This window comes from Microcystis wesenbergii NRERC-220 (assembly GCF_032027425.1).
GTDB classification, from domain to species: Bacteria; Cyanobacteriota; Cyanobacteriia; order Cyanobacteriales; family Microcystaceae; genus Microcystis; species Microcystis wesenbergii_A.
Genome location: NZ_JAVSJA010000001.1, coordinates 4,040,214 through 4,063,770, shown reverse-complemented (window position 1 = coordinate 4,063,770; position 23,557 = coordinate 4,040,214). Strand labels below are relative to the sequence as shown.

Below are 23,557 nucleotides of genomic sequence, written 5' to 3'. Positions count from 1 at the left end.
TCCTTGTCAATAGTGAGCAATTGTAAGATTAGACTACCTTTTCGAGAAAATCATAAATTTTGTCTAATTGTTCCAAAGTCACTAAACCGTACTGCCAGAGAATCATCGGTAAATGAATTTTATCAGATTGGATCGAGCGCTCGGCCATAGCGATCGATTCTTGGGGAAGGGACAATTCCTCTTGTAGAAATTGTCGGAATTGGGAATAGGCAATCGTGGACATAGGGGGATTTTTTCCTCAATAGTACATCTCGTGATTTTAACAAAACACCACCTGATCGGTTTCAAGGACAGTTAGTCTTGCGACCGTTTTTTCTGTATCTAAGCTATCTCGATGATTTCGATAGATTTGCTTAAATTGTAATCAGCTTTTCTAAAAATCCCTGGCTCTCTTAAGATAGTACCGTTAGCTCGATCAGAATTTTGTCTCTGTTTAATCTATACCAAGGGTGAAGATTATTCAATCTATGACTTGATAGACTATAAAAATCTTAATCGATATGTTAGATTTTAAACAGTATAAATGCGTAATAGCTTATAAAAGCCATACTTATTATACTTCCAGACAAGGGACACTTTTTATAAGAAAGTTAACCCCATTTTCAAAAATTAAGGTCTTGAGATAGACTCAATCTTAATTTTATCTCCTTCTTTCACTCCTAATTCTTTGGCTCGACCCCCGGCTAGTTCGATCACTTGATTAACCATGGTGTTTGGCCCATAGACAGGACAAGGATCCACAGCACAAGGGGGGACATTTAGCAAAACTGCTTTTACTATACCATCTTTTAGAAAAATCATGTCTAGAGGAATCGAGACATTTTTCATCCAAAACCGGGCGATCAGAGGTTGTGCAAAGGGAAATAGCATACCGCGATTTTTCTGCAAAGACGAGCGATACATTAACCCCTTGGCCTGTTGTTCTGGGGTTTGAGCCACTTCTAACTCAATCATCTCACCATTAATATCTGCTTTGGCCGTGATCGGTAATATTTGCCCTTGATTCTCAGTCGTAATCTGAGCCATCGAACTATTATTACCATTGAGATGAGTCGATTGACAACTCAGCAGCAACAAACCTAAAAATAATATTAACTTGAGCTTGAGCATAAATGATTTTTTACCGATCATCACCAATAGTTATCAATACTTAATTTTCCCAGGATAAGTGGAGAATTAAGCAGATAAGACATTATCATAAAGTGGCGACAGCAAATATAAAAATAGTATGAAAAATATCTAGGGGTGAGTGTACTTCCTTGCTTGAGCAGAGGGATAGAATCACTAGAACATAAATACTAAGAAAGTTCTCAAAGTTATTGGCTGATTTTCCCCGTCAATTTTGCCCCAGTCTGGCAGCAGTCGATCGCCTTCGTAGGTTAAAATACCATTTATCGATTATTGTAGGCTCAGGAGCAATCACCATGACCGCAGAAAGTATGTTATTTAATGGTCCGATCGTGGCGATCGTTCTCGTCCTCGTCGGATTAGCTTGGGGTTTTCTCCTCCTCAAAATCCAAGGTGGGGAAGCGGAATAGCTTGTTTTTCAGTTCATGGTTATTTATTAGTAATCATGAACTACTTTTTCCAGTCAAAAGTAATTAAGAGAAAATCAATAACTAAAATTTTATACCCACACCTATGACCAATCCCACGATCGAGTTTTTTGTCGGTTTATCAGAAGAATTAAGCGGTGTTAGTCTCCGCCAAAATAAAAATACCGGGATTCGCAATGTCCTGATGACTTTTAAAACCCTGAAAGCGATCGAACGTTTCCAAAGTTTCACCACCCGCACCTACGGCGATCTCCGTCTCACCGATGAGGAAGGAGTGATTATAGTTATTCCCAACTCGACTAAGTTTATTTTTGGAGGAGATGAAGGAGATGAAATTCAACGGGTAGAATGTGGTTTTGAAATCACCGATGAACACTGGGAGCGTTTTCTGCGCTTTATGAATCGTTACGCGGCAGCCAACGGGATGGGGTATCAGGATAAGTGAGAAGTGGGAAGTGGGGTGTAGGGTGTGGGGTGTAGGGTGTGGGGAGAACAAATAAAAATAATCTCCTGACTCCTGACTCCTGACTCCGTTCGGACCTCGGCGTGAGACTTCGGACGTTCGGCGAGCTCAGTCGAGCCGCGTGAGCTTTTGTCGAACGCTCGGTCGAACGCTGAGCTCACGGCCGAAGCCTGACTCCTGAATTCTGATAGTTAAAAACCAGCTAAAATAAGGATAAATTTAGTCAAGAAACCATGAAAATAGCGATTACTGGGGCGACGGGATTTGTGGGTAGTCGATTGGTGGTCAAACTCTATGATCGCGGCGATGACATCCTAATTTTGACTCGCAATCCCGATAAAGCCCAGAGAATTTACCCAAAGTCAATCTATCCTAAGATAGAGATTATTCCCTATATCGCCACAGAATCGGGGGATTGGCAAAAAGAGATTTCCGGATGTGACGCGGTGATTAATCTAGCGGGAGAACCGATTTCGGAACGCTGGACCGGTGAAGCAAAACGAGCAATCGTCGCTAGTCGGGAAATCGGCACCGAGAAAATTGTCGAGGCGATCGCACTGGCCGACCAGAAACCGAAAGTTTTAATTAACTCCTCGGCGATCGGTTACTATGGAACCAGTGAAACCGCTAGTTTTGACGAAAATAGCCCTCCCGGTGGCGATTTTCTGGCAGATGTCTGTAAAAAGTGGGAAACAGCCGCCCAAAAAGTTAAAGATTACGGCACTCGTTTAGTCATTCTTCGCACGGGTATTGTTTTAGGCAATGGGGGTGCTTTAGGGAAAATGATCCCACCCTTCAAACTGTTTGCCGGCGGACCGATTGGCAGCGGACGTCAGTGGTTTTCTTGGATTCATCGGGATGATTTAATTAATTTAATTATCTATTGTCTCGATCGCCAGGGAATTAGCGGTACTTTCAACGCTACTGCACCCAATCCCGTCCGGATGAAAGAATTCTGTCAGATTTTAGGGGAAGTAATGAATCGTCCTTCTTGGTTGCCAGTGCCAGATTTTGCCCTCGAAATTCTCTTGGGAGAAGGAGCAAAAATCGTCTTAGAAGGTCAAGAAGTGCTGCCAAAAGCCACTCAAGCGATCGGTTTTGACTATCGTTATCCTAATCTAGAAGCGGCCTTACAAGAAATCGTCCCGAAAATGTAGAAAGCTGATATACTAGCCAGACAAGTGTTCTCAATCTATTTTTCAACCCAGACGGGATGGGAGAATAAAGAGGCAGCCACTCTCACCCCGCGCAGTTGATTTAACAGGGGTAAATGGCCCACGGGAGCGCTTAAATCCCAGATAAATTCTTGGGGGTATTTTGTCCAATTATTGCCATTTTTCCAACCAATTTTCGGCCAAAGTTTCGGGAAATCCTGACCGACACCGAGCCATAATTTGCGCTGCACCGACCAACCGAATTTCCCTTCCGAATGAACCAACCAAAGATTATCAATAGTCTGAATGTCAACCTTGGGAAAAGCTTCTACTTCCGTAAAATAGACCCATTTCCTCTGTATTGCCCCTTCTCCTGCTAATTCACAGAGTTTTTGACGGGTGAGACTATCGGCAGTTTGAAAATCCTGTTTAGCCAATAATTCCTGTAAAAGTCGATAATCGATACCTTTAGCACTATCGAGGGGAACAATACCCGTGGGGAAATAATTAGCTAAAAATTCCTTGCTTTGATCGCTATTATCTTGGTATAGCAATTGATAAGCCTTACCTGTCACCAGATTAACAGGAGTCGGCCGCTGGGCTAATAAAAAATCTCTCAATACAGTTAGTCCCCCTTCTCCGGCCCCGGCTAATCGTGTCAGGATCTGTAATTGATTTTTCGGCGACTCGGTGGCTAATTGACTCGCTAAACCGGTAATATCCTCGCTTTGTTCTTCTACTAACACGCCATTCTGGTCAGTCATATCATCACTTTTAAGACCACTCCTTCAATACTATTACCACTATTTCGGGGTCGCTGCTCGATTTTTTCCTGACAAAAAAGGGATTTTTAGCGGGTGGTTGATCGTACACTGAAAGAGAGAACTATTTTGGCTATCTAGATCACCGACGGTCAAAATTCCCTTGACTGAATCGGTGATGGGCAGAGATTGTAACAAAAATTATCGATTTCTTGACAAAAAACACCGATCATGCTATCAACCGAACCTAAAATCAGCAATTCCGGACAAAAATATTTAGCCTATCAAGATTGTCTATCCCCGAATCAAACCCTGTTCCCCCTGACAGCCAAGGTTAATAACCGCGATTGTCTAGAAATCGGTGGTTGCGATGTGACCACCCTAGTGGAACGTTTCGGTTCACCCTTGTATATTGTCGATGAAGTCACCCTCCGCACTGCCTGTCGTCAATACCTGCAAGGTTTCCAGACTCATTATCCCGGAGAATCTAGGGTAATTTATGCCTCGAAAGCGTGGAATTGCCTGGCCGTATCGGCCGTGGTCGCTAGGGAGGGATTAGGTTTTGATGTGGTGTCGGCCGGAGAAATTCACACAGTGTTAACCGCTTTAGACCAGAGCAATAAAACCGATGTGCCGATATACTTTCATGGTAATAACAAATCGATCGCCGAGTTAGAATATGCGATCGAGCATAACTGCATTATTATCGTTGATAACTGGCTAGAGTTAGAAAATCTGGTTAAATTAGGCGAAAATCGTCCTGATAACCCTATTCCGATCCTATTGCGGTTAACCCCCGGCATCGAGTGCCACACCCACGAATATATTCGCACGGGTCACTTAGACAGTAAATTTGGTTTTGACCCCCATCAAATCGAAGCGGTATTTGACTATGTTTTAGCTCATCCGCAGCTGAATTGTCTGGGTTTACACGCTCACATCGGTTCCCAGATTTTTGAACGTCAACCCCACCAAGACTTAGCCGCTGTGCTGGCAGATTGGTTTAAATTAGGTTTAGAACGGGGTTTACCCCTACAGCAATTAAATGTGGGTGGTGGTTTAGGGATTCGCTACCTGGAAAGTGATGACCCCCCAAGTATCGAGGAATGGGTGCAAGCGGTGTCCTTAGCAGTGGCCAAAGCTTGTCAGGAAAGAGGTATCGCTTATCCCCTGCTCATTGCCGAACCGGGACGCTCTCTGATTGCCACCGCTTGCGTAACGGCCTATACAGTGGGTAATCGCAAAGAAATCCCTGAAATCCGCACCTATATCGCCGTCGATGGCGGAATGTCCGATAATCCCCGACCGATTACCTATCAATCGGTTTATCGGGCCGTTGTCGCCAATAAAATGAGTCAAGAATGTCAGGAAGTGGTGACAATAGCCGGAAAACATTGTGAATCTGGCGATATTCTAATTAAGGACATTACGCTACCGAAAACCAACCCGGGGGATATTTTAGTGGTTTTAGCCACGGGGGCCTATAACTACAGTATGGCTTCTAATTACAACCGCTTACCCCGTCCGGCGGCGGTAATTGTCCAAAACGGAGAAGCTAATCTGATCCTTGAACGGGAAAATCTGGCGGATTTGCTGCGTCAAGACCGCTTACCCACTCGACTCTCCTTGATGTAAACCTCATCGCTATTGTCCCCCATGTCGGGTTTTTTTCTGGACCCTCGCCGGTTATTGTCCTGGATTCTCAGCCATGGTCTGTCAGTCCTAGACTTTGGGTTAGTTCTCCTCCTTACCTATATGCTGCTGCTAATTATCGGCGAGCGGCGTACCTTTTGGATGGTGCGAGGACTAATCTACTTAATGCTGGCCTCGGTGATTAGCGATGCCCTAGGATTGCGCTTGCTGGGGTTAGTCCTAGAAAAATTGATTTTGGGGGCAGCCGTAGCGATTGCTGTGATTTTTCAGTCGGAATTCCGCCGTTTTTTAGAATTATTGGGCAAAGGTCAAGTGTGGGAATTATTTCAAAAAAGTTCCCCCACTCCCAAGACCGATAATGTCATTGATGAGTTAGTGGACGCGGTGAAGGATCTATCTCAAAATCGCACCGGTGCGCTGATGGTATTAGAAACCAGTGGCAATCTCGATACCAAGGTGTTTGTCAATCCGGGAGTGATGCTAAATGGTGAAGTATCTAAGGAATTAATTCAAACTATTTTTCAAACTAAAACTTTACTACACGATGGGGCCGTATTTATTCGGGGCGATCGAGTGGTGGCCGCTGGTGTTATTCTACCCTTATCGGAGCGCAGTACCTCTAGGCAATTAGGCACCCGTCATCGGGCGGCCATGGGCATCACCGAAAGGCTGGATAATTGTATCTGTATTGTGGTTTCTGAGGAAACTGGCTCGATTTCCCTCGCGTCGGGGGGTAATTTGGATCGGCCTTTAACCAGTAGTAAACTAAAAGAGCTGCTCGAAGCGAAGTTTTCTCCGTCGGGAGAGGGGGAAGTGGTCACACCGAGTTGGGGACGTTTAGGGCGTACAATTGGCTTAAAAGGTCGTCTAATCTTAGAAAAATTCTCCCGTTCGCCCAGCGCAACCCCCAAAGATAGAAAATGACTCTTAAACCGAGCTTGTCACCAGAATTACCTACGGATTTAGATAAAAACCGTTTACCTCAGCACGTCGCAGTGATTATGGATGGGAACGGTCGTTGGGCGAAAAGTCGTGGTTTACCGCGGATTATGGGCCATCAACGGGGAGTAGATGCACTAAAGGACTTGCTGCGCTGTTGTCGTGACTGGGGGATTCCCGCTTTAACCGCTTATGCTTTTTCTACGGAAAATTGGGGTCGTCCCCTCGAGGAAGTAGAGTTTTTAATGACTCTATTCGAGCGGGTTTTGCGGCGGGAATTAGAAGAAATGATGCAGGAAAATGTTAAAATTCGCTTTATTGGTAATTTATCAGCCTTGCCAGAGTCTTTAAGACGGGAAATTGCTAAATCCCAAGCAGAAACTAGCGAAAATTCCGGTATTCAATTTACGGTGGCTACTAATTATGGCGGCCGAGAGGAAATTGTACAAGCTTGTCAGGCGATCGCTCGTCAGGTGCAACAGGGTTTAGTCTCCCCAGAAGCGATCGATGAATCTCTCTTTGAACAGTATCTTTATACTGCCGGGATTCCTAACCCAGACCTGTTAATTCGCAGTAGTGGGGAAATGCGAATTAGTAATTTTTTACTCTGGCAAATGGCCTACGCGGAAATCTACGTTACTGACACCCTCTGGCCCGATTTCGATCGAGTGCAATTTCACCGCGCTTTAAAAGATTATCAGGGTCGTCATCGTCGTTTTGGCAAATTATAGGGGCTGCAGCCCAAATTGATCAAAATAGCCACTGTGAGGCAATTATCAGTGTGTTTTGTGGGTGGTATTAGGAGTTCGTACCCCTCTGTGCCATTACTTTTGAAAAATGGTATGACTACAAAAGTTTGAGCGGGTGCATCTCAGGGAAAGCAAAAATACTGAGTCTGGAAAGCTGACAATAGCTAAAATCCTTATCTGTCTGGATTGACAAATGTGAGATGCACCCCAGCAAAAAGAGTTAAATCGTGCCTTAGGAGAATTGGCAAAGGCAGCAATTAATCAACCATCAAATCGTTTTCGCTTAAGTCGTGAGCAAGTAGTTAAATATTTGGGTGAAATCGATCAACCTTTAGGTAAATTAGCTTTAGATATAGGTTGGTTAAACATCGTTGGGGTTGCAGAAGAAAATCCAGAGGAAGAAGTTTATGCTTTCTTTCATCCCAGTTTTCAAGAATATTTTGCCGCTTTGGTTATTGATGATTATCAATTTTTCTTGAATCATATTCCCGAAAATCCAGAACAAGGAGTCTATAGAGTTTTTGAAAATCAATGGACAGAAGTTATTTTATTATGGTTAGGACAGCAAAGTGATCAGATAATAGCTGAAAAAAATAAATTAATGGAGGAGTTGTTTAATTTTAATGATGGTTGTGGGTTTTGTAATTTTTACTGGCGTGTTTCTTTTGAAATTCTGATAAAGTTTTTAGGTGAATTCAAACAATATTGCAATTATGATAAAATTCTCACCAAGGCCATTCAAATAACTTTAGGTGAAATTGATATAAATACGGGGGAAATATATCGTTATCTTTATTGGATGGATTCATGGACGCTCTTAGACTTATTGGATGAGTTTGAAAAAGATAAATTTATTGCCACTTTAACAAACTATTGCTTGATTATCGAGAAGAACTGCAAACTGAATAAAGCAGAAAATCTGGCTCCTTTAGTTGGTTTTCTATTGAATTATGACAGTAGCAATCAATTAGGGATATCAATTGGTCTTCATCTATTGATAGATGAAGAACTAGATTATCTTTATCGTTCATGTGTGCTATGGAGTTTATCGGAGCAGCCGCAAACAGGAAAAACTATTTCAGAAACTCCAGAGCTAATATCGATATTGTTAAAAAAACTCAATCAAAAACTGTGGGATATTATTCATAAAGCAAACTATCAAAAAAAAGATTATCTTTTTTTTCTAGAACATAAGGAAACCGTGGACTTTATAGAAAGATTAGCTATTACTGATCCATTAATTTTTGATAACTTTTTTCCCTTTCTTATGACTGAACCAGAATTTTCTAAAAACAAAGAAATAATAATCTATGAGATTTTAGAAAATTGGGATTTGTTGTATAACATGGATCGCTTGACTATTTGGTATCAAGAAAATATTTTCAATAAATTAGAACATAGTAAGATATTTGATAGTCAAGACAAAAAATCTTTATTAAATAAGCTAAAAAATTCAGACTGGGAATATCTTTTTGAATTAGACATGGAAGGTGAAGACACGGAGCTTGAAGTACAATATGTGAAAATTTCAGAATTAATCGAAACATATACAAGTAATATTAGCATAGACTATTATTCCCAGGCTTTAGCATCTATAATTAAAGGTAGTTATCCAGATTATTTTGATCGAATTCCAAATCCAATTGAAATTGACTATGAAAGTATGTCTAAAAACGATGTACTATGTCTAATAATCAAGTCACTAAAAAAATATTTGACCGAAGCTTATAGCAGTTATGATAGAACAACTTTTGAAGAATCCTATAGAGTTTGCTGCCAATGTGTTCAACAGATGACCTACCCCGAATTTTATAAAGCGTGGCACGGTCAAACTGAAAACAGCATTCCCGAAGAACTACAATCGCAAAACTTAAACTATATCCTCGAAAAAATTAAAACAAATAACCCCAATGTTCGCACTATTGATATTAAAACAATAAACCAAGAGACTAACCTCGATCGCCTGGCCAAAGGTCTTGGTAATCGTATCTTGACAAAATTAATTTCTCCGATTAATGATATCTATGATTTAGAATGGTGTCTCAAGACTGAAAACCCAAATCTTGCCCTGATTTTTTATGGTGATGATCCGAGGGACTCTTTTATTGAAATTTGCCAACTTATCGGTGACTTTGCTTCTATTGCCATAATCACAGATAAACCTATCGAACAGCCAATACAAGGATTTTTACCCAATCAAATTAACCTCGAAAATGCCTTACAAACTTGGCTAGAAAAAATGGTAAAATAAATTATTGATCTGAAAAATTTACCTAAGCATCATTCTCAGGTTAGACTAAAAAGAGAAATTTAATCATAATGGCGGTTGTCCTGACTATGGTAGAAAAAGTTCGTAAAACCGAGGCGGAATGGCAGGCCCAGCTAACTCCCGAACAGTTCCAAGTTACCCGCAAAAAGGGAACAGAACGGGCTTTTACTGGTAAATATCACGATAATAAAGAAAAAGGTATTTACAAATGTGTCTGCTGTGGTACGGAGTTATTTACTTCTGACAGCAAGTATGATTCGGGTACTGGTTGGCCGAGTTTCTGGACCGCTACTAACGAGACTAATATTAAGTACGAACGAGATATTAGTTTTTTCATGGTGCGGACAGAGATTGTTTGTGCCACCTGTGATGCTCATCTCGGTCACGTTTTTAATGATGGTCCACCCCCAACGGGAAAACGCTATTGTCTCAACTCTGCCGCTTTGCAGTTTGAAAAAAATCCCTAAAGCAAAAAGAGGTCTGGAAAGACCTCTTTTTTTTTAAGTTCCAGTGGCAGCCGATTACAGTAAACCTGTATTAGTCCCAGGTTTGCCAGTAGCTAACTGCACTTTGACAATTTTGCCGCCCATTTTCATGATGCGTTGTTGCTCACGAAACCAATTATCGTAGGGAACGAGTTTGGTAAAATAGGTATTTTGTAATTCCCGTTGTGTCCGAATGCGGCTTTGGCTAGGAACACAAGCGGTGATTTTGAACATCCGCATGGATTGATTTCTCCTAATCGCTGAAAAACTTGTCGCTCAAACTAACGAAGGCTTTTTCCTAAATTGACATCCTCACCGCCGTAAACGGACGGTGATTCCTCACCACGCCACCTTTTTAGGGTGGTCGCTGAATGGGGTTGACGCTTCACCGAAAAACGCTTAATTGCTTAAGTCTGACACTTTCTCCACGTCCATTTAAAGTCTCCGAATGCCCTTCGGCGACTGATTTAATTTTGGTTTATACATACCGACACAGGGTATGTTTTGCCTCTAGCATGGAGTTCCCAGCGGCCGTCAGCTTCCCCTTACTCATCGTTGACCCGTTGCAGGAATTTCAACCTAGTATATTTATTCGGTCGTATCTATGATAGGGCGGGTTTTTTAGACCAGTAAGATTTTAACACAAAGCCGCCCTAAAAGGGGCGGGGTTTTCAACCCAAATTTTCGATAACAAAGGTCGGGAGTCAAGGATCAATACTAGCTCGTCAAAACCTATCTTGGCCAGATTCAGCCTTTAAAGACCTAGCACTCATCCTCGGCTTCCCGAACCTATTTTGTCCGAGTTCGTTATTTCTAGCTTAAGCCAGAGCTAATGTAGTCGAAGTAAATCCCCATTTCTTTACCCGCATCAGCACCAACTAAACTAGCGGTGACTTCTTTCATCGCTTGGATAGCTTGAACGGTGGAGGAGATGGGTACACCTAAAGAGTTGTAGGTTTCTTTCAGTCCGTTGAGAACGCGCTCGTCGAGGATAGAAGGATCTCCAGCTAACATAGCGTAGGTAGCATAACGGAGATAGTAGTCGAGGTCACGGATACAAGCGGCGTAACGACGGGTGGTGTACATATTGCCACCGGGACGGGTTACGTCAGAGTATAACAGGGACTTAGCCACAGCTTCTTTAACGATACCGGCAGCGTTGGCGCTAATGACACTAGCGGCGCGCACGCGCAGTTCACCGGTGGCGAAGTAGCCTTTCAGTTTGCCGAGAGCAGAAGCGTCAAGGTATTTGCCTTGAACGTCAGCAGAGTTGATAACAGAAGTAATTGCGTCTTGCATGGTGGTTCTTCCTTGGGTTTTGCTTAATCTTAAGAGGTTTACGAGGGGTGTGTCTAGAACGATTCACAAAGGAATTATTCTACGACATAGAGCCGATCACGTAATCGAAGTAGGAAGAAGCTTCAGAAGCATCGTCAGAAGACATAAGACCGGTAGCAACTTCTTTCATTTCGCGAACGCTTTGAGCTACGGCACCGATGTCGGTTCCTAAAGATTTGTACATTTCACGCACACCGACTAAACCGATTTCTTCAATCGGGGTGACATCACCAGCAACTACTCCGTAGGTGATTAAACGTAGGTAGTAGTCCATGTCACGCAGACAGGTAGCGGTCATTTCTTCGCCGTAAGCGTTGCCACCGGGGGAAACGATGTCAGGACGTTTTTGGAATAAGCGATCGCCAGCTTGTTTGACGATGGTTTCGCGAGCGCCGGTCAGGGTTTCAGCGATGCGTAAACGAGCGGCACCACTGCCAACGAAGGCTTTAATTCTGTCTAGTTCGCCGGGGCTGAGGTAACGAGCTTCAGCATCAGCATTCACGATCGATTTCGTGACGATACTCATTGATGGATTCCTCCCAACTAAGTGAGATTAATAAACTTAATCTGACATTTTATAGCAGTTGTGGTCACTACGCTCAAGTTATCTCGTTTCCGCCTCAGCGTCTCAAGACTTCCCTAGCTAGAGCGACCTAACGCAACTATTTTGCGGCATCTGGTTCACCTTCTCACTATTTTCGTAATACTTTTTAACATTTGCCCTGAGAAAGGAGCGCCGGAGTGGGGAAGTGGGGAGCGGGGTGTAGGGTGTAGGGTGTAGGGTGTGGGGTGTGGCCCCCCCAACCCCCCCGACATCGGGGGGGGCAGGTGGGGTGTGGGGTGTGGGGTGTGGGGTGTGGGGTGTGGGGAGAATAAATGAAACTGTCTCCTATCTCCCGTCTCCTATCTCCTGACGACCGACGACCGACGACCGACGACTGATTTAGCCTAGCCAATTAATGGCTCCTTTAATCCAGTCTTCCGGCTGAGTATTTTTACTAAATAAAGCATCTTGACTGAGGACCACCATAGCTCGATCGATCTCGTCTTGGCTGTATCCTAAAGCTAAAAGGGTCATCTGCACATCTTCGAGGATTTCCGCTGCCGGTAGTATTGCTGTGGTTGTCGTCGTCGCTTCTTTTAGCTGTCGCCATGCTGCCAATTTAGTTTTTAACTCCAAAGCGATTCTCTCTGCTGTTTTTAAGCCGACTCCGGGGGTTTTGCTCAAAATTTTGGTATTTCCTGTCACTATCGCCACCACAAGTTCCTCAATCCCCAACGTATCGATTAAAGCTAGGGCTAATTGCGCTCCAACTCCATTGACGGAAAGCAGTTGACGAAACAGATCTCGCTCTGGGGCGGTGCCGAAACCGTACAATAAAGGCTGCTCCTCGCGAAGGAGTAGGTGAGTAAAAATCCGACAACTATCATTGTTATCGTTGCCGATGTCTAGGGCTAATCGCGAGGGAATTTGGATTTCGTAACCGATCTGGTTTACGTCTAAAATCAAGATCAGTCGGTTATTAGGGGTTTTGAGCACCTCGATCGCTTGTCCCCGTAAATAATTAATCATTGATTTAATTCTCCTACGAAAATAACCGAACCACAGTGATGACGGTTTTTACTCCCTGAAAGAATGCCGGAGAGATTTTCATTTTTGTTACAATTGTTAACAGAAGTGAATGGCGTAATTGATAACCTAATCTTCTTGGCGTTAGTCCCCAATAATTGGAGAAGATACAAAATGAATGGCAACATTAGAGTCGGGAATCTCTTTGGAATTCCCTTTTATATTAATCCTTCTTGGTTCTTCGTTCTGGGGTTAATTACCTTAACCTATGGAGGAGAATTAAGTCAGTTTCCCCAGTTAACGGGAATCATGCCCTGGCTCTTAGGATTTTTTGCCGCTATTCTCCTATTTGCCTCCGTGGTTGCCCACGAATTAGGTCATAGTTTTGTTGCCATCACCCAAGGTATTGAGGTCAAATCAATTACCCTCTTTTTATTCGGTGGTTTGGCAACTCTCGGCAGAGAATCGAAAACTCCTCTAGAAGCTTTTCTTGTGGCAATTGCCGGCCCTTTAGTTAGTTTACTGCTCTTCGGTATCTTCCTAATTATTGGTCTTAATATTAGTTTAAGCGCGCCCCTGGCGGCGATTCTTTCTCTCCTGGCCTATATCAACCTCGCCCTAGGGCTATTTAACCTGATCCCCGGTTTACCTTTAGATGGTGGTAATATCCTTAAAGCCGTCGTTTGGCAAGTAACGGGTAATCCCAATAAAGGGGTTTTATTCGCTAGTCGTTTCGGTCAATTTTTTGGTTGGTTAGCGATTGTCATCGGTGCGCTATCAATTCTCGGAATCAGTCAATTTGGCAGTGCTTGGACGCTATTAATTGGCATTTTCCTTCTACAAAATGCTGGCTTTTCCGCTCAATCAGCTAAGGTTCAAGATTTCCTAAGTCGCTACACCGCTAAAGATGTTATCTCTCCTAATAGTCCTGTAGTGCCGATTAATTTAACCCTGCGGGAGTTTGCTAATAATTATGTTATCGGTAAACAACAATGGTCTAAATTCCTAGTTACCGATAGCGAAGGTAAACTATTGGGGGTGATTAATGTAGAGGCTCTGAAAACGATTCCCACTTCCCAATGGACAGAGGTAAATATCGGCCGGTTATTAGACACTAGCGAAAGTCTCAAACTGGTTTTGTCTCATACTTCCCTCCTAGATGTGGTTAAAATTTTGGAAGGAGAAAATTTATCTCAAGTGACAGTGGTAGAAGAAAACGGCACGGTTTTGGGGTTAATTGAGAAAGCTTCTATCCTTACTTTTCTTGCCCAAGAAACCCAAAGCCAAACCGCTTAATCAGTTATCAGTTATCAGTTATCAGTGAGCAGTTATCAGTTAGGTAAATGTAGTTTTCACCTTAATATTGATGAATCAGTCTAATCGATATCTGCTAGGATTTATCCTTGTTGTCGCCGCTTATATAACTTTAATTGCTCCAGAAGTTAATAACCATATACAAGCAATGCTCGGAGGATCATCATCAAATTTACAAGCAAACAGATATTCTGAATTTCTTAGTCTTGTAGTTAATGCGAGCATTTTATACCTTATATACAAATGGTTTTCAGGAAAGTATAATTTATGAGTTATCAGTATTAAGTTTCCGACTCACAGAATTTTGCCTAGTATCTCCTGTTGCTTTAAAACTATTCCTTTTTGGTCTGATTTCGAGATCAGGCAATAAGCATTTTTTTAACTACAGAGGCACAGAGGACACAAAGAGACAACCCGCAGAATTTTGTCTAGTATCTCCTGACTATACTAACTGTCGCATTGCTTGCCACAATTGCTCGTATTCTTGCTCGGTTGCTGGCGATAAAGGGTTTAAAAAATCGCTTTTTTTGATCGCTTCCGGATTGACAAGTAAAGGATTATTTCTAATATCTGGGGAAATTTGGTCGGGATTTTCAGTGAGAATTAGGGGAGATAATCCGGAGGTAAATAAAGAAATTTTAGTAGCGGATTCTGGTTGCCAACAAAAATCAATCCATTGCTGGACAAGAGAATTAGGAGTAGTTAAAACTGGTTTTACCCACACATCTGACCAGAGGGAAGTGCCAGATTTGGGGACAACAACTTTAATTTTCTTATAGCGATCACTCACTGGTAAAATATCATTAGACCAACCCACAGACAGCCAGACATCACCGAGTATTAGGGGTTGTAAATAATGTTGAGAACTATAAAATCTTACCTGTTTTTGTAAAGCGAATAGCTGGTCTTTTAGTCCCATTACTTGTTTTAAATCACTAGAATTATAAGAATAACCCAATTTTTTTAGGGTTAAACCGATGACTTCGCGACGATTATCAATTAGGGCAATTTTACCGGTTAATTCCGGTCGCCATAAATCAGACCAATCCTGTGGTCGCCAGTCAAATTGAGCGAATTTTTCCTCATTATAGGCAATTACTGTCATTCCCCAACGGTAGGGCGCACCCCAGACTTTTCCCTCTGTTTGCAGTTGTCCTTGGCCATTGCGAGTCATGTTTTCTTGCCAACGGGGGGGCAGTTTTGACCAATTAGAGAGTTGAGAAGTATCTAGAGGTTGAATTAAACCGTTAGTAATCGCTTTTCCTAGCCAAGCATCCCCTAGGGTGACTAAATTACCCATCGCTGGGTTTTGTTCCCTAAAAGGGATAGGAATCGAAAATTGTGAGGCTGGTTGATCCTGATTTTTTAACCATTTTTCCAACAACTTTAATAGCTCTTTCAGCTGCCTTTCCGACTGAAAATTGACTTTTTTTTCGGCAATAGTTTTCCGAAAATCTGTTAGTAATCGCGGCGGAATCGAACCGGACAGGAGAAAAATGCTCGGATCGCCGCTTCTGGAAGCGCAGCCACTTAAACCCCCCGCTAAGGCGATTGTACCTAATCCTTGCAAAAAAGAACGTCTGTTTAACATATCGCCCGCCGATTCCCAACTTTAACAGTAATAATTGCCAGTTTCTAGCCTTGAATTATTATAGGACGATTTTTAACAGAATGTAAACTAGGGAGTTTTGCCGCTACCGATTTCAGCTATAGATCGGCTTTGTTGTTAACTTTTATGGTAGAAAACTCTGATTTTGTCCTAGTTGAAGCTAGGATAGAAGCAGTAAGCTAAGGGGCGAGGGTATAAGACCATGTCTAACAATCATGATCGAGATTTCCATTATTCTTGTCGTTGTGGACAAGCCAATTTTAAGTCTGTAAAACATCGATCGGGTATTTTATTAATCGGGGGAGCGGAAGAAGGTAAGTTAGGAGAAGATCAGGCGACAAAATGGTTATTAAATCGAGCTAAAGGCGGTAATTACTTAGTGTTGCGCTTTGGCGATCTTGGCAGTCAAGCCGATTGGATTTGCGACAATTATCCCTCCCTGATCGGCTCGGCGGCGGAACTATCAATTGATAGTCGTGAAGCGGCGAATCATCCTGATGTTATCGAATATATTCGTAATGCCGATATTCTTTTTTTTGCCGGTGGTGATCAAAATCAGTACGAGGATTTGTGGGAAAGCACAAAGGTGGAAACAGCGATCAATTATCTGATCAATGAGAAAAAAGTTCCCGTGGCGGGAACCAGCGCAGGAATGGCTATTCTGGGTGATTTTTACTATGCGCCCACTCACGAAGGGGTACTGAGTTCGGAAATATTAAATAATCCCTTTCACTTCAACACTAAAGACTTCTATCGGAGTGATTTTATTCGGGTTCCTTTTCTCAAAAAAGTGGTGACAGATACCCATTTGGATCGACTCAATCAAGATCATCCCGAAACAAGATATGGTCGCCTTTTTGGTTTTTTAGCCCGTAATGTACACGATAATCACAATCAACTACCTGCCTACGCTATCGGTTTAGAAGAAGGAGCTTTTCTGGCGATCGATGAGGATGGTATCGCCAAAGTCTATGGCAACGGCACCGATAAGGGACAAGATGCCTATTTTCTGCAAACTAACAGGACTCTACCCGAACAGATGGAGCCGGATCGACCTTTAATCTGGAATAATAACGGTCAAGCGGTGAAAGTCTATCGCATCGCGGGAACTCCCTCCGGCAGCGGTAAATTTGACCTCAAGGATTGGTCTAGTGCTGCTGGCGGTCGCTGGGAATATTGGTACACTAAAGGGGGAATAGCCGGGTTTAAGCGGGTTCTGGTAGCCTGAAGGTCATTTTTGTCAAAAAAGTGAGTTCTATGGGTGTTAGGATTAATTTTGAGGCAATAAGGAGAATTTTTTGACCTATGACCCCTGAATTAATCACTTTCGGTCGGTATCTCGCGGGTGAATTTGAAAATCAACGGCAAGCGCAAGCAGAACCGGTGTGGTACGTTCACCTGCGTTTATGGTTGCGTCCGCTGCCTTTATTTCGGGAAGACAGCATCGCGCTTTTTGCCGAACAAGCCAGTATCATCAATTTAGACCAACCCTACCGACCGCGACTGTGGCGATTAACGCGCTCGGAATCGGGAGGGTTAGAGGTTAGGCATTATATGTTTAATGACCTGAAATCCGTGCAAGGTGCGGGCAAAAATCCCGATATTTTGCGAAAAATTAGCTTAGAAGACCTAACTTTCCTGCCTACTTGCACTTTAGCGGTCCAAGTCCATACCCTCGCTGATCATCAATACCAGTTTATCGCCCAACCGCAACCGGAACAGCACTGTCAATTCACCTATGAGGGTACAACCTATCAGGTGTCTTTGGGTTTCGAGGTGACGAGTCATAGCCTAAAAACCTACGATAAAGGTCTAGATCCCGGCAGTGGTAAGGGAATTTGGGGCGCTCTGCTCGGTCCCTATCAATACGAGAAAAAACGGGATTTTTCGGCAGAATTGGAGGTGTGAGGAAGATTGCATCACATTAGGTCAAAATGACGGCAGATAACACCGCAAAGAGCCGCTAAAGCGGTAATTCCTAAAGCTGTACCGATGTCTTGTCCTTGATTGACGGCAAAAGAAGTGACGATTCCCGCACCTAAACCGGCTGTGATTGCCGCTCCGAGAAAATCTTTATCCGAGTTTTTATACATAGAGATAAGGCCAAATTTCGACAAAATCGTGTTTTTTACCTTATCATCCTCTTTTGAGCCACTAATCACCCGGGGGCGGAATTGCAATTAAGCTTTAGATTTAGCCACGTTTCTTAACATTAAGTTGGGTAAGATAGATAGGGGGTAAAATCGATGAAATTAGCTAAAATCTCTTTTTATGGCTTTTTAACGCTGATTATCTCCCTTTTGCTAATACTGAGTTTTGTTAATGCCAGCAAAGCACAATCGGATACGGCGGTAAGATCGGAGTTAATTAGTCTTCGCAATCGAGTCGAGCGCCTTGAAAGTCAAGTCCGAGGAATAACCATCCGCGGGGAAAATGCCGCTCCGATTCCCCAACGGCGATCGGGAACGGGTATAGTAAATGGGGAAGTAGTCGGGGAAACTGACCCACTGTTCCAGCGTTTAGCTACTTTAGTAATTGAATTAAAGGAAGATTTAAAAAAGCTAGAGCAACGGGTGCAAATCTTAGAAAAAGAAACCGTTAGCCAGAAATCGTAGTCAATTGATGCTATAACGATCGAAAGTTAAATTGATCTGAAACTATGCAGTTAATTGATTATGTAATTGTGCTGCTTTATCTGGCAGGAACCCTAATAATCGGGATTATCGCCGAGAAAAAAGCTTCTCAAGGTCTAGAATCCTACTTTTTAGGTAATCGCAATTTGCCCTGGTGGATGTTAGGGGTGTCGGGAATGGCAGCTAACACCGATTTAGCGGGAACTATGGTCATTTCTGCCCTAATTTACGCCGTCGGACCCAAAGGACTATTTATCGAAATCCGGGGCGGTGTTGTCCTAATTATGGCCTTTCTCATGGCTTTTATGGGTAAATGGAATCGCCGGGCCCAAGTTATGACCATGGCGGAATGGATGCAATTTCGCTTTGGAACTGGAAAACAGGGGAATTTTGCCCGAATTATTAGCGCCGTCGCCACTCTCTTATTCTCTATCGGTGCGATGAGTTATTTCTCCGTTGCGGGGGGGAAATTTTTAGGGCAGTTTCTGGGTATGGATGATCGTCTTGCTTCGGTGATATTAATTCTTCTAACCTTGATTTATACAGTGGCCAGTGGTTTTTATGGTGGGGTAATTACCGATTTATTTCAAGGATTTCTGATTTTTGTGGCGGTAATTTATGTATCGACAGTGGCCTTTTTTACCGTTAATCTTCCCGATAGTTTCACGGTAGCAATTCCGGGGGCAACGGAGCCAAAAACTTGGAATTTAAGCGACTGGGCTAGTATTTTTCCCTCCTTAACTTTGGATTTACCCGGAGATTATGCCATCTTTAATTTGTTTGGTGGGGTGATTTTCTTTTATTTAGTTAAAACCATCATCGAAGGTTGCAGCGGCAGCGGTGGTTATATGTTACAACGATACCTAGCCGCCAAAAGCGATCGAGATGCCGGTTTATTATCTTTATTCTGGATTATTCTGCTTTCTTTCCGTTGGCCGTTAGTCACAGCTTTTGCGGTTTTAGGTATTCACTACGGTTTAACTAAAGGCACGATTACAGATCCGGAAAGAATTCTGGCCACGGTGATTACTCAATACGTTCCCGTGGGGATGAAGGGGTTATTAATTGCTTCTTTTTTAGCGGCAGCTATGTCCACTTTTAACGCAGTTATTAACGCTAGTGCTGCCTATTGGGTCAAAGATATATATCAAGCTTTTTTGAAACCAAATGCGGGAGAACAGGAGTTAGTTTTTCAAGGTCGTCTGGCCTCGGTTTTTGTGGTAGTAATTGGCTTAGTTTTGAGTTTTAATATCCAAAATGTCAATGATATTTGGGGTTGGTTAACCACGGGATTAGGGGTAGGATTAGCAGTTCCTCTGCTATTACGTTGGTATTGGTGGCGCTTTAATGGTTATGGTTTTGCCGTGGGAACTTTAGCGGGAATGATTGCAGCTATTGCTTCACAAGCGATAATTTTACCTTTCTTTCGTCACAGTCAATATCAGGAATATATTCTCTTTCTTGTGCCGAGTTTGTTCGCTTTAGCTGGCTGTATTATCGCTACTTTGTTGACTCCTCCCACCGATAGTTTAGTTATGGAAAATTTCTATAATGTTACCCGACCTTTTGGCTTTTGGGGAGAAGTACGTCAAAGTGTTAAACCTAACCTACAGGCAAAAATTAAAGCGGAAAATCAACGGGATATCATCGCCGCTTTTCTCACCGTTCCTTGGCAATTAGTCCTCTTTATGATGGGGATTGTTTTAATCATCAAGCAGTGGCAAAGTTTTAAGATTTTGGCTTTGGTTTTTCTTTTGCTTTCCATCGGTCTCTATTTTACTTGGTATCGACATTTATCTAAGGAAATTACCGTCACTAAAGACCGAGATTTAGGTTAGGCAGTTATCAGTTATCAGTTATCAGATTTGAGTTTTAAGTATGCAGTAAGTACCTAAGCAAAATTAATTACACATATCTAAACACCTCTTGCCTCTTGCAAGAGTGCCTCTTGCCTATCTTCACTAGGAAATTAATTTTGCACGACTACTTATGTATTAAGTGAGCCTCATCAAATGCCAGTTTCCTACTGTCTTTTCACTGATTACTGTTTACTGATTACTGTTTACTGATCACTGTTTACTGAAAATAGCAGTTTCCTAATGTCTTTTCATTGTTTACTGATCACTGATTACTGAATTAGGAGTGATCCCTTGACTTTTGCGGCGGCTTGGTTTATGATTTTCTTATAATGGGACTCTTGTGTTTAAACTAAAGTGCTTATATTTCCATTATTAGTAAACTCTTTTAAAAATATTGTCCCAAAATCTGCCGAAAAAAGCAAGCAAAATTTTGCCGTCAATTGTTAAGTTTTGTTAAGAAAAATACCAGGAGCGGCAAGGAATAGAAATTCCTTACCGTTGACTTTGGCCGGACTCACCACTTCTTATAGGGTAAAAACTTACCCGACATAGTAATTTTAACGCGATCGCCTTTAGGGTCTTCCTCCTTATCCACGTCGAGGGTAAAATCGATCGCACTCATAATACCATCGCCGAATTTTTCATGAATCACCGATTTTAGTGGCATTCCATACACCTGCATGATCTCGTAGAAACGATAAATCAGGGGGTCGGTGGGGACAACAGGACCCAATCCCTTGAGAGGATACCCGGTTAAGGATGCGACGATTTCGGTTCCCAGTCCCAAAGCTGCCACAATTTTCGTTGCTTCTTCTAGGGAGGCGCTCGCTTGCCGGTAAAAAACAGCGGCAATCCACACCTCATCTCGTCCTAGAATCGCTTCTAGGTCAGCGAAACTCAGGCCTTTTTCCTTCTTCGCTTCCAATAGTTTTGCAGTAATTTCGGGTATCATCGCTTATTTTTGCAGAATTTGTCTGCTTCTAGTTTACCTCAACATCAATTATATAAGTAAAAGTTATGACATTGATAAAAAAACATTCCTTAAAACCCCTTTACATAACTATAAAAAGACGATAGTATTAACTCATGTCAAACAAAGAACCTTGACAACCTAATACATACAGAAATTATCCAACCATGACCACCACTCTACAACAGCGCGAGAGCGCTTCCCTGTGGGAGCAGTTCTGTCAGTGGATCACCAGCACCAACAACCGTCTTTATGTCGGCTGGTTCGGTGTGATCATGATCCCCACCCTGCTCACCGCCACCACCTGCTTCATCATCGCCTTTATCGCCGCTCCTCCTGTAGATATCGACGGTATCCGCGAGCCTGTAGCTGGTTCTCTACTCTACGGAAACAACATCATCTCCGGTGCTGTTGTTCCCTCTTCCAACGCGATTGGACTCCACTTCTACCCCATCTGGGAAGCTGCTTCCTTAGATGAGTGGTTATACAACGGTGGTCCCTACCAGTTAGTCATTTTCCACTTCTTACTAGGTGTCTTCTGCTACCTCGGTCGTCAGTGGGAACTGTCTTTCCGTTTAGGAATGCGTCCTTGGATCTGTGTTGCCTACTCCGCACCTGTATCCGCCGCTACTGCTGTATTCTTAATCTATCCCATCGGACAAGGTTCTTTCTCCGACGGTATGCCTTTAGGAATCTCTGGAACCTTCAACTTTATGTTCGTGTTCCAAGCAGAACATAACATTCTGATGCACCCCTTCCATATGTTAGGTGTTGCTGGTGTGTTCGGCGGTTCCTTGTTCTCTGCGATGCACGGTTCTCTAGTAACTTCTTCCTTAGTGCGTGAAACCACTGAAATCGAATCTCAGAACTACGGTTACAAATTCGGTCAAGAAGAAGAAACCTACAATATCGTTGCCGCTCACGGTTACTTCGGACGTTTAATCTTCCAATACGCTTCTTTCAATAATAGCCGTTCTCTGCACTTCTTCTTAGGTGCATGGCCGGTAATCGGTATTTGGTTTACGGCAATGGGTGTTAGCACCATGGCGTTCAACCTCAACGGTTTTAACTTCAACCAGTCGATTCTCGATTCTCAAGGTCGTGTAATCGGTACTTGGGCCGATGTGTTAAACCGCGCTGGTATCGGTATGGAAGTAATGCACGAGCGCAACGCTCACAACTTCCCCTTAGACTTGGCTAGTGGTGAACAGGCTCCTGTGGCTCTGATTGCTCCTGCTATTAATGGTTAATTCCTAGTCTGAACGAAAAGGCACTCCCGCGAGGGGGTGCTTTTTTGTTGTTAGAATCATAATATTCAAGGAGAGATTTATTGGCTTGATTGATGATACAAAAAAGTACGAATTTATCAATAGGAGTATTAACCGATGCAACTCGAAGACTACTTTAATTTTTTGACTCCCAATGACATTCGCTTAAAAAACTCCCGCATTGGCATTGAAACTATCTTATATGAATACATTTACCGCGCCCGTACCCCTGAAGAGATTGGGCAAATTTATCCTACCCTTACCCTAGAACAAATCCATGCCACTATTCTCTATTACCTGCACGAAAAAGACCGAGTTAGTCAATATCTGGCAGAATGGCTAGAACATTGTCAAAAAGGAGAACAAGAACAGGATTTGAACCCTCCCGCTTTTGTGGAGAAAATGCGGAAATTCAAGGCGGAAATAGCAGCAGAAAATATCAATGAGTATTCAGTATCTAATTGATGAAAATTTACCGCCGCTGTATCGGGAGCAATTATTGCGCCGTCACTCTGATTTAACGGTTTGGATGATTGGCGAACCTGGTGTTCCGTCGAAAAGCACCTTAGACCCAGAAATTTTAATTTGGTGCGAAGCAAATCACTTTATTTTAGTCACAAATAATCGGACTTCTATGCCTGTTCATTTAGCTGATCATCTGGCACAAAGTCGTCATAGTCCAGGGATTTTTGTCTTGCGTCCTAAAGCAACAATCAAAGAGATTATTGAGAATTTAATTCTCATTGCTTTATTAGGCGATGCCCAAGATTATCAAGACCGGATTACTCATATTCCTTTATAAATACTACTTGCTGTTTCTGTTTTATTTTTAGTTGTCTTAGGCGTTGAATCAGGGGAGATGAAGATAAACAATGGTTATTGGAGAAGTTACATCAATAATTAGGATTGAATAATCAAAAAATAACTAAACAGGTATTAATGGATAGTTGGAATGAAGCTTATAGTG

The 23,557-nt window shown here is 42.6% G+C and carries 26 protein-coding genes; 16 read left to right on the top strand and 10 right to left on the bottom strand.

Annotated elements, in window-relative coordinates; all coding sequences use genetic code 11:
- Positions 1-28: 28 nt before the first annotated feature.
- Positions 29-223 (bottom strand): DUF2949 domain-containing protein, encoded by a 195-nt coding sequence (locus RAM70_RS19670; RefSeq protein ID WP_045358889.1) that lies wholly within the window; start codon positions 221-223, stop codon positions 29-31.
- A 386-nt stretch (positions 224-609) separates the two neighbouring features.
- Positions 610-1,131 (bottom strand): DUF192 domain-containing protein, encoded by a 522-nt coding sequence (locus tag RAM70_RS19665; RefSeq protein WP_080754274.1) that lies wholly within the window; start codon positions 1,129-1,131, stop codon positions 610-612.
- A 293-nt stretch (positions 1,132-1,424) separates the two neighbouring features.
- Between RAM70_RS19665 and petM the strand changes: the two genes are divergently transcribed.
- The 3 genes from petM to thyD all read left to right on the top strand — a co-directional run bounded on the left by petM (position 1,425) and on the right by thyD (position 3,176).
- Positions 1,425-1,538 carry a cytochrome b6-f complex subunit PetM gene (petM, locus tag RAM70_RS19660; protein ID WP_002731506.1) on the top strand — a complete coding sequence of 38 codons (114 nt, stop codon included), beginning with the start codon at positions 1,425-1,427 and terminating at the stop codon, positions 1,536-1,538.
- Positions 1,539-1,641: 103 nt separating this feature from the next.
- The gene (psb28, locus tag RAM70_RS19655; protein WP_190380313.1) at positions 1,642-2,001 is read left to right on the top strand and encodes a photosystem II reaction center protein Psb28; all 360 of its coding nucleotides are present in this window, start codon (positions 1,642-1,644) and stop codon (positions 1,999-2,001) included.
- 251 nt (positions 2,002-2,252) lie between these two features.
- Positions 2,253-3,176 carry a thylakoid membrane protein ThyD gene (gene thyD / locus RAM70_RS19650; protein ID WP_045358892.1) on the top strand — a complete coding sequence of 308 codons (924 nt, stop codon included), beginning with the start codon at positions 2,253-2,255 and terminating at the stop codon, positions 3,174-3,176.
- Between the two features lie 35 nt (positions 3,177-3,211).
- On the opposite strand, the gene RAM70_RS19645 is transcribed toward thyD, so the two are convergent.
- A complete protein-coding gene (locus RAM70_RS19645; RefSeq protein WP_312675231.1) occupies positions 3,212-3,937 on the bottom strand; it encodes a GUN4 N-terminal ARM-like repeat domain-containing protein in 726 nt (241 codons plus the stop codon).
- 228 nt (positions 3,938-4,165) lie between these two features.
- Here RAM70_RS19645 and lysA point away from each other — a divergent pair, with 228 nt between their 5' ends.
- The 5 genes from lysA (at position 4,166) to msrB (ending at position 10,011) form a co-directional block, all read left to right on the top strand.
- The gene (lysA, locus tag RAM70_RS19640; protein ID WP_312675229.1) at positions 4,166-5,569 is read left to right on the top strand and encodes a diaminopimelate decarboxylase; all 1,404 of its coding nucleotides are present in this window, start codon (positions 4,166-4,168) and stop codon (positions 5,567-5,569) included.
- 21 nt (positions 5,570-5,590) lie between these two features.
- Positions 5,591-6,511 carry a diadenylate cyclase CdaA gene (gene cdaA, locus RAM70_RS19635; RefSeq protein ID WP_312675227.1) on the top strand — a complete coding sequence of 307 codons (921 nt, stop codon included), beginning with the start codon at positions 5,591-5,593 and terminating at the stop codon, positions 6,509-6,511.
- Positions 6,508-7,257, top strand: coding sequence for a polyprenyl diphosphate synthase (uppS, locus tag RAM70_RS19630; RefSeq protein WP_288002460.1), 750 nt, complete (start codon positions 6,508-6,510; stop codon positions 7,255-7,257). The genes cdaA and uppS overlap by 4 nt, the downstream gene beginning before the upstream one ends.
- A gap of 259 nt (positions 7,258-7,516) precedes the next feature.
- Positions 7,517-9,526: an NACHT C-terminal alpha/beta 1 domain-containing protein gene (locus RAM70_RS19625; RefSeq protein ID WP_312675224.1), complete on the top strand. Its 2,010-nt coding sequence runs from the start codon at positions 7,517-7,519 to the stop codon at positions 9,524-9,526.
- 68 nt (positions 9,527-9,594) lie between these two features.
- The gene (gene msrB, locus RAM70_RS19620; protein ID WP_312675223.1) at positions 9,595-10,011 is read left to right on the top strand and encodes a peptide-methionine (R)-S-oxide reductase MsrB; all 417 of its coding nucleotides are present in this window, start codon (positions 9,595-9,597) and stop codon (positions 10,009-10,011) included.
- Positions 10,012-10,065: 54 nt separating this feature from the next.
- On the opposite strand, the gene RAM70_RS19615 is transcribed toward msrB, so the two are convergent.
- The 4 genes from RAM70_RS19615 to ruvA form a co-directional block, all read right to left on the bottom strand.
- Positions 10,066-10,269 carry a phycobilisome linker polypeptide gene (locus RAM70_RS19615; protein WP_002739162.1) on the bottom strand — a complete coding sequence of 68 codons (204 nt, stop codon included), beginning with the start codon at positions 10,267-10,269 and terminating at the stop codon, positions 10,066-10,068.
- A 573-nt stretch (positions 10,270-10,842) separates the two neighbouring features.
- Positions 10,843-11,328 carry an allophycocyanin subunit beta gene (gene apcB, locus RAM70_RS19610; RefSeq protein WP_002738786.1) on the bottom strand — a complete coding sequence of 162 codons (486 nt, stop codon included), beginning with the start codon at positions 11,326-11,328 and terminating at the stop codon, positions 10,843-10,845.
- Positions 11,329-11,407: 79 nt separating this feature from the next.
- Positions 11,408-11,893, bottom strand: a complete 486-nt coding sequence (gene apcA / locus RAM70_RS19605) for an allophycocyanin subunit alpha (protein ID WP_002739012.1) — start codon at positions 11,891-11,893, stop codon at positions 11,408-11,410.
- 417 nt (positions 11,894-12,310) lie between these two features.
- A complete protein-coding gene (gene ruvA, locus RAM70_RS19600) occupies positions 12,311-12,940 on the bottom strand; it encodes a Holliday junction branch migration protein RuvA (RefSeq protein ID WP_312675222.1) in 630 nt (209 codons plus the stop codon).
- Between the two features lie 63 nt (positions 12,941-13,003).
- Here ruvA and RAM70_RS19595 point away from each other — a divergent pair, with 63 nt between their 5' ends.
- The gene (locus RAM70_RS19595; RefSeq protein WP_312675221.1) at positions 13,004-14,233 is read left to right on the top strand and encodes a site-2 protease family protein; all 1,230 of its coding nucleotides are present in this window, start codon (positions 13,004-13,006) and stop codon (positions 14,231-14,233) included.
- A 460-nt stretch (positions 14,234-14,693) separates the two neighbouring features.
- Here RAM70_RS19595 and RAM70_RS19590 read toward each other — a convergent pair whose 3' ends face one another.
- A complete protein-coding gene (locus RAM70_RS19590; protein WP_190380318.1) occupies positions 14,694-15,842 on the bottom strand; it encodes a substrate-binding domain-containing protein in 1,149 nt (382 codons plus the stop codon).
- A 220-nt stretch (positions 15,843-16,062) separates the two neighbouring features.
- On the opposite strand from RAM70_RS19590, the gene RAM70_RS19585 reads away from it, so the two are divergent.
- Entirely contained in the window at positions 16,063-17,088 is a 1,026-nt protein-coding gene (locus RAM70_RS19585) for a cyanophycinase (RefSeq protein ID WP_045358911.1), read from the top strand.
- Positions 17,089-17,165: 77 nt separating this feature from the next.
- Positions 17,166-17,768, top strand: a complete 603-nt coding sequence (locus tag RAM70_RS19580; RefSeq protein WP_045358912.1) for a chromophore lyase CpcT/CpeT — start codon at positions 17,166-17,168, stop codon at positions 17,766-17,768.
- Between the two features lie 11 nt (positions 17,769-17,779).
- Here RAM70_RS19580 and RAM70_RS19575 read toward each other — a convergent pair whose 3' ends face one another.
- Complete coding sequence (locus RAM70_RS19575; protein ID WP_002791720.1) at positions 17,780-17,953, bottom strand: hypothetical protein; 174 nt, start codon at positions 17,951-17,953, stop codon at positions 17,780-17,782.
- A 153-nt stretch (positions 17,954-18,106) separates the two neighbouring features.
- On the opposite strand from RAM70_RS19575, the gene RAM70_RS19570 reads away from it, so the two are divergent.
- Positions 18,107-18,475 (top strand): hypothetical protein, encoded by a 369-nt coding sequence (locus tag RAM70_RS19570; RefSeq protein WP_271926766.1) that lies wholly within the window; start codon positions 18,107-18,109, stop codon positions 18,473-18,475.
- Between the two features lie 44 nt (positions 18,476-18,519).
- On the top strand, positions 18,520-20,331 hold the full coding sequence (locus tag RAM70_RS19565; protein ID WP_045358916.1) for a sodium:solute symporter family protein: 1,812 nt from the start codon (positions 18,520-18,522) through the stop codon (positions 20,329-20,331).
- A gap of 535 nt (positions 20,332-20,866) precedes the next feature.
- Here RAM70_RS19565 and cynS read toward each other — a convergent pair.
- A complete protein-coding gene (gene cynS / locus RAM70_RS19560) occupies positions 20,867-21,304 on the bottom strand; it encodes a cyanase (RefSeq protein WP_045358918.1) in 438 nt (145 codons plus the stop codon).
- A 185-nt stretch (positions 21,305-21,489) separates the two neighbouring features.
- On the opposite strand from cynS, the gene psbA reads away from it, so the two are divergent.
- The 3 genes from psbA to RAM70_RS19545 all read left to right on the top strand — a co-directional run bounded on the left by psbA (position 21,490) and on the right by RAM70_RS19545 (position 23,392).
- Positions 21,490-22,572, top strand: a complete 1,083-nt coding sequence (gene psbA, locus RAM70_RS19555) for a photosystem II q(b) protein (RefSeq protein WP_046663108.1) — start codon at positions 21,490-21,492, stop codon at positions 22,570-22,572.
- A 135-nt stretch (positions 22,573-22,707) separates the two neighbouring features.
- Complete coding sequence (locus tag RAM70_RS19550) at positions 22,708-23,055, top strand: DUF433 domain-containing protein (RefSeq protein ID WP_045358164.1); 348 nt, start codon at positions 22,708-22,710, stop codon at positions 23,053-23,055.
- Positions 23,033-23,392 carry a DUF5615 family PIN-like protein gene (locus RAM70_RS19545; RefSeq protein WP_002732058.1) on the top strand — a complete coding sequence of 120 codons (360 nt, stop codon included), beginning with the start codon at positions 23,033-23,035 and terminating at the stop codon, positions 23,390-23,392. Before RAM70_RS19550 ends, RAM70_RS19545 begins: the two co-directional genes overlap by 23 nt.
- Positions 23,393-23,557 lie beyond the last annotated feature (165 nt).

Bases quoted from the DNA above. Each gene is read 5' to 3' on its own strand.
- RAM70_RS19645 (WP_312675231.1), bottom strand. From the start codon at position 3,937: ATGACTGACCAGAATGGCGTGTTAGTAGAAGAACAAAGCGAGGATATT.
- RAM70_RS19545 (WP_002732058.1), top strand. From the start codon at position 23,033: ATGAGTATTCAGTATCTAATTGATGAAAATTTACCGCCGCTGTATCGG.
- psb28 (WP_190380313.1), top strand. From the start codon at position 1,642: ATGACCAATCCCACGATCGAGTTTTTTGTCGGTTTATCAGAAGAATTA.
- lysA (WP_312675229.1), top strand. From the start codon at position 4,166: ATGCTATCAACCGAACCTAAAATCAGCAATTCCGGACAAAAATATTTA.
- RAM70_RS19570 (WP_271926766.1), top strand. From the start codon at position 18,107: ATGAAATTAGCTAAAATCTCTTTTTATGGCTTTTTAACGCTGATTATC.
- RAM70_RS19550 (WP_045358164.1), top strand. From the start codon at position 22,708: ATGCAACTCGAAGACTACTTTAATTTTTTGACTCCCAATGACATTCGC.
- ruvA (WP_312675222.1), bottom strand. From the start codon at position 12,940: ATGATTAATTATTTACGGGGACAAGCGATCGAGGTGCTCAAAACCCCT.
- apcB (WP_002738786.1), bottom strand. From the start codon at position 11,328: ATGCAAGACGCAATTACTTCTGTTATCAACTCTGCTGACGTTCAAGGC.
- thyD (WP_045358892.1), top strand. From the start codon at position 2,253: ATGAAAATAGCGATTACTGGGGCGACGGGATTTGTGGGTAGTCGATTG.
- RAM70_RS19585 (WP_045358911.1), top strand. From the start codon at position 16,063: ATGTCTAACAATCATGATCGAGATTTCCATTATTCTTGTCGTTGTGGA.
- uppS (WP_288002460.1), top strand. From the start codon at position 6,508: ATGACTCTTAAACCGAGCTTGTCACCAGAATTACCTACGGATTTAGAT.
- RAM70_RS19665 (WP_080754274.1), bottom strand. From the start codon at position 1,131: ATGATCGGTAAAAAATCATTTATGCTCAAGCTCAAGTTAATATTATTT.
- RAM70_RS19590 (WP_190380318.1), bottom strand. From the start codon at position 15,842: ATGTTAAACAGACGTTCTTTTTTGCAAGGATTAGGTACAATCGCCTTA.
- cynS (WP_045358918.1), bottom strand. From the start codon at position 21,304: ATGATACCCGAAATTACTGCAAAACTATTGGAAGCGAAGAAGGAAAAA.
- RAM70_RS19575 (WP_002791720.1), bottom strand. From the start codon at position 17,953: ATGTATAAAAACTCGGATAAAGATTTTCTCGGAGCGGCAATCACAGCC.
- petM (WP_002731506.1), top strand. From the start codon at position 1,425: ATGACCGCAGAAAGTATGTTATTTAATGGTCCGATCGTGGCGATCGTT.
- cdaA (WP_312675227.1), top strand. From the start codon at position 5,591: ATGTCGGGTTTTTTTCTGGACCCTCGCCGGTTATTGTCCTGGATTCTC.
- msrB (WP_312675223.1), top strand. From the start codon at position 9,595: ATGGCGGTTGTCCTGACTATGGTAGAAAAAGTTCGTAAAACCGAGGCG.
- RAM70_RS19565 (WP_045358916.1), top strand. From the start codon at position 18,520: ATGCAGTTAATTGATTATGTAATTGTGCTGCTTTATCTGGCAGGAACC.
- RAM70_RS19615 (WP_002739162.1), bottom strand. From the start codon at position 10,269: ATGCGGATGTTCAAAATCACCGCTTGTGTTCCTAGCCAAAGCCGCATT.
- apcA (WP_002739012.1), bottom strand. From the start codon at position 11,893: ATGAGTATCGTCACGAAATCGATCGTGAATGCTGATGCTGAAGCTCGT.
- RAM70_RS19670 (WP_045358889.1), bottom strand. From the start codon at position 223: ATGTCCACGATTGCCTATTCCCAATTCCGACAATTTCTACAAGAGGAA.
- psbA (WP_046663108.1), top strand. From the start codon at position 21,490: ATGACCACCACTCTACAACAGCGCGAGAGCGCTTCCCTGTGGGAGCAG.
- RAM70_RS19595 (WP_312675221.1), top strand. From the start codon at position 13,004: ATGCCGGAGAGATTTTCATTTTTGTTACAATTGTTAACAGAAGTGAAT.
- RAM70_RS19580 (WP_045358912.1), top strand. From the start codon at position 17,166: ATGACCCCTGAATTAATCACTTTCGGTCGGTATCTCGCGGGTGAATTT.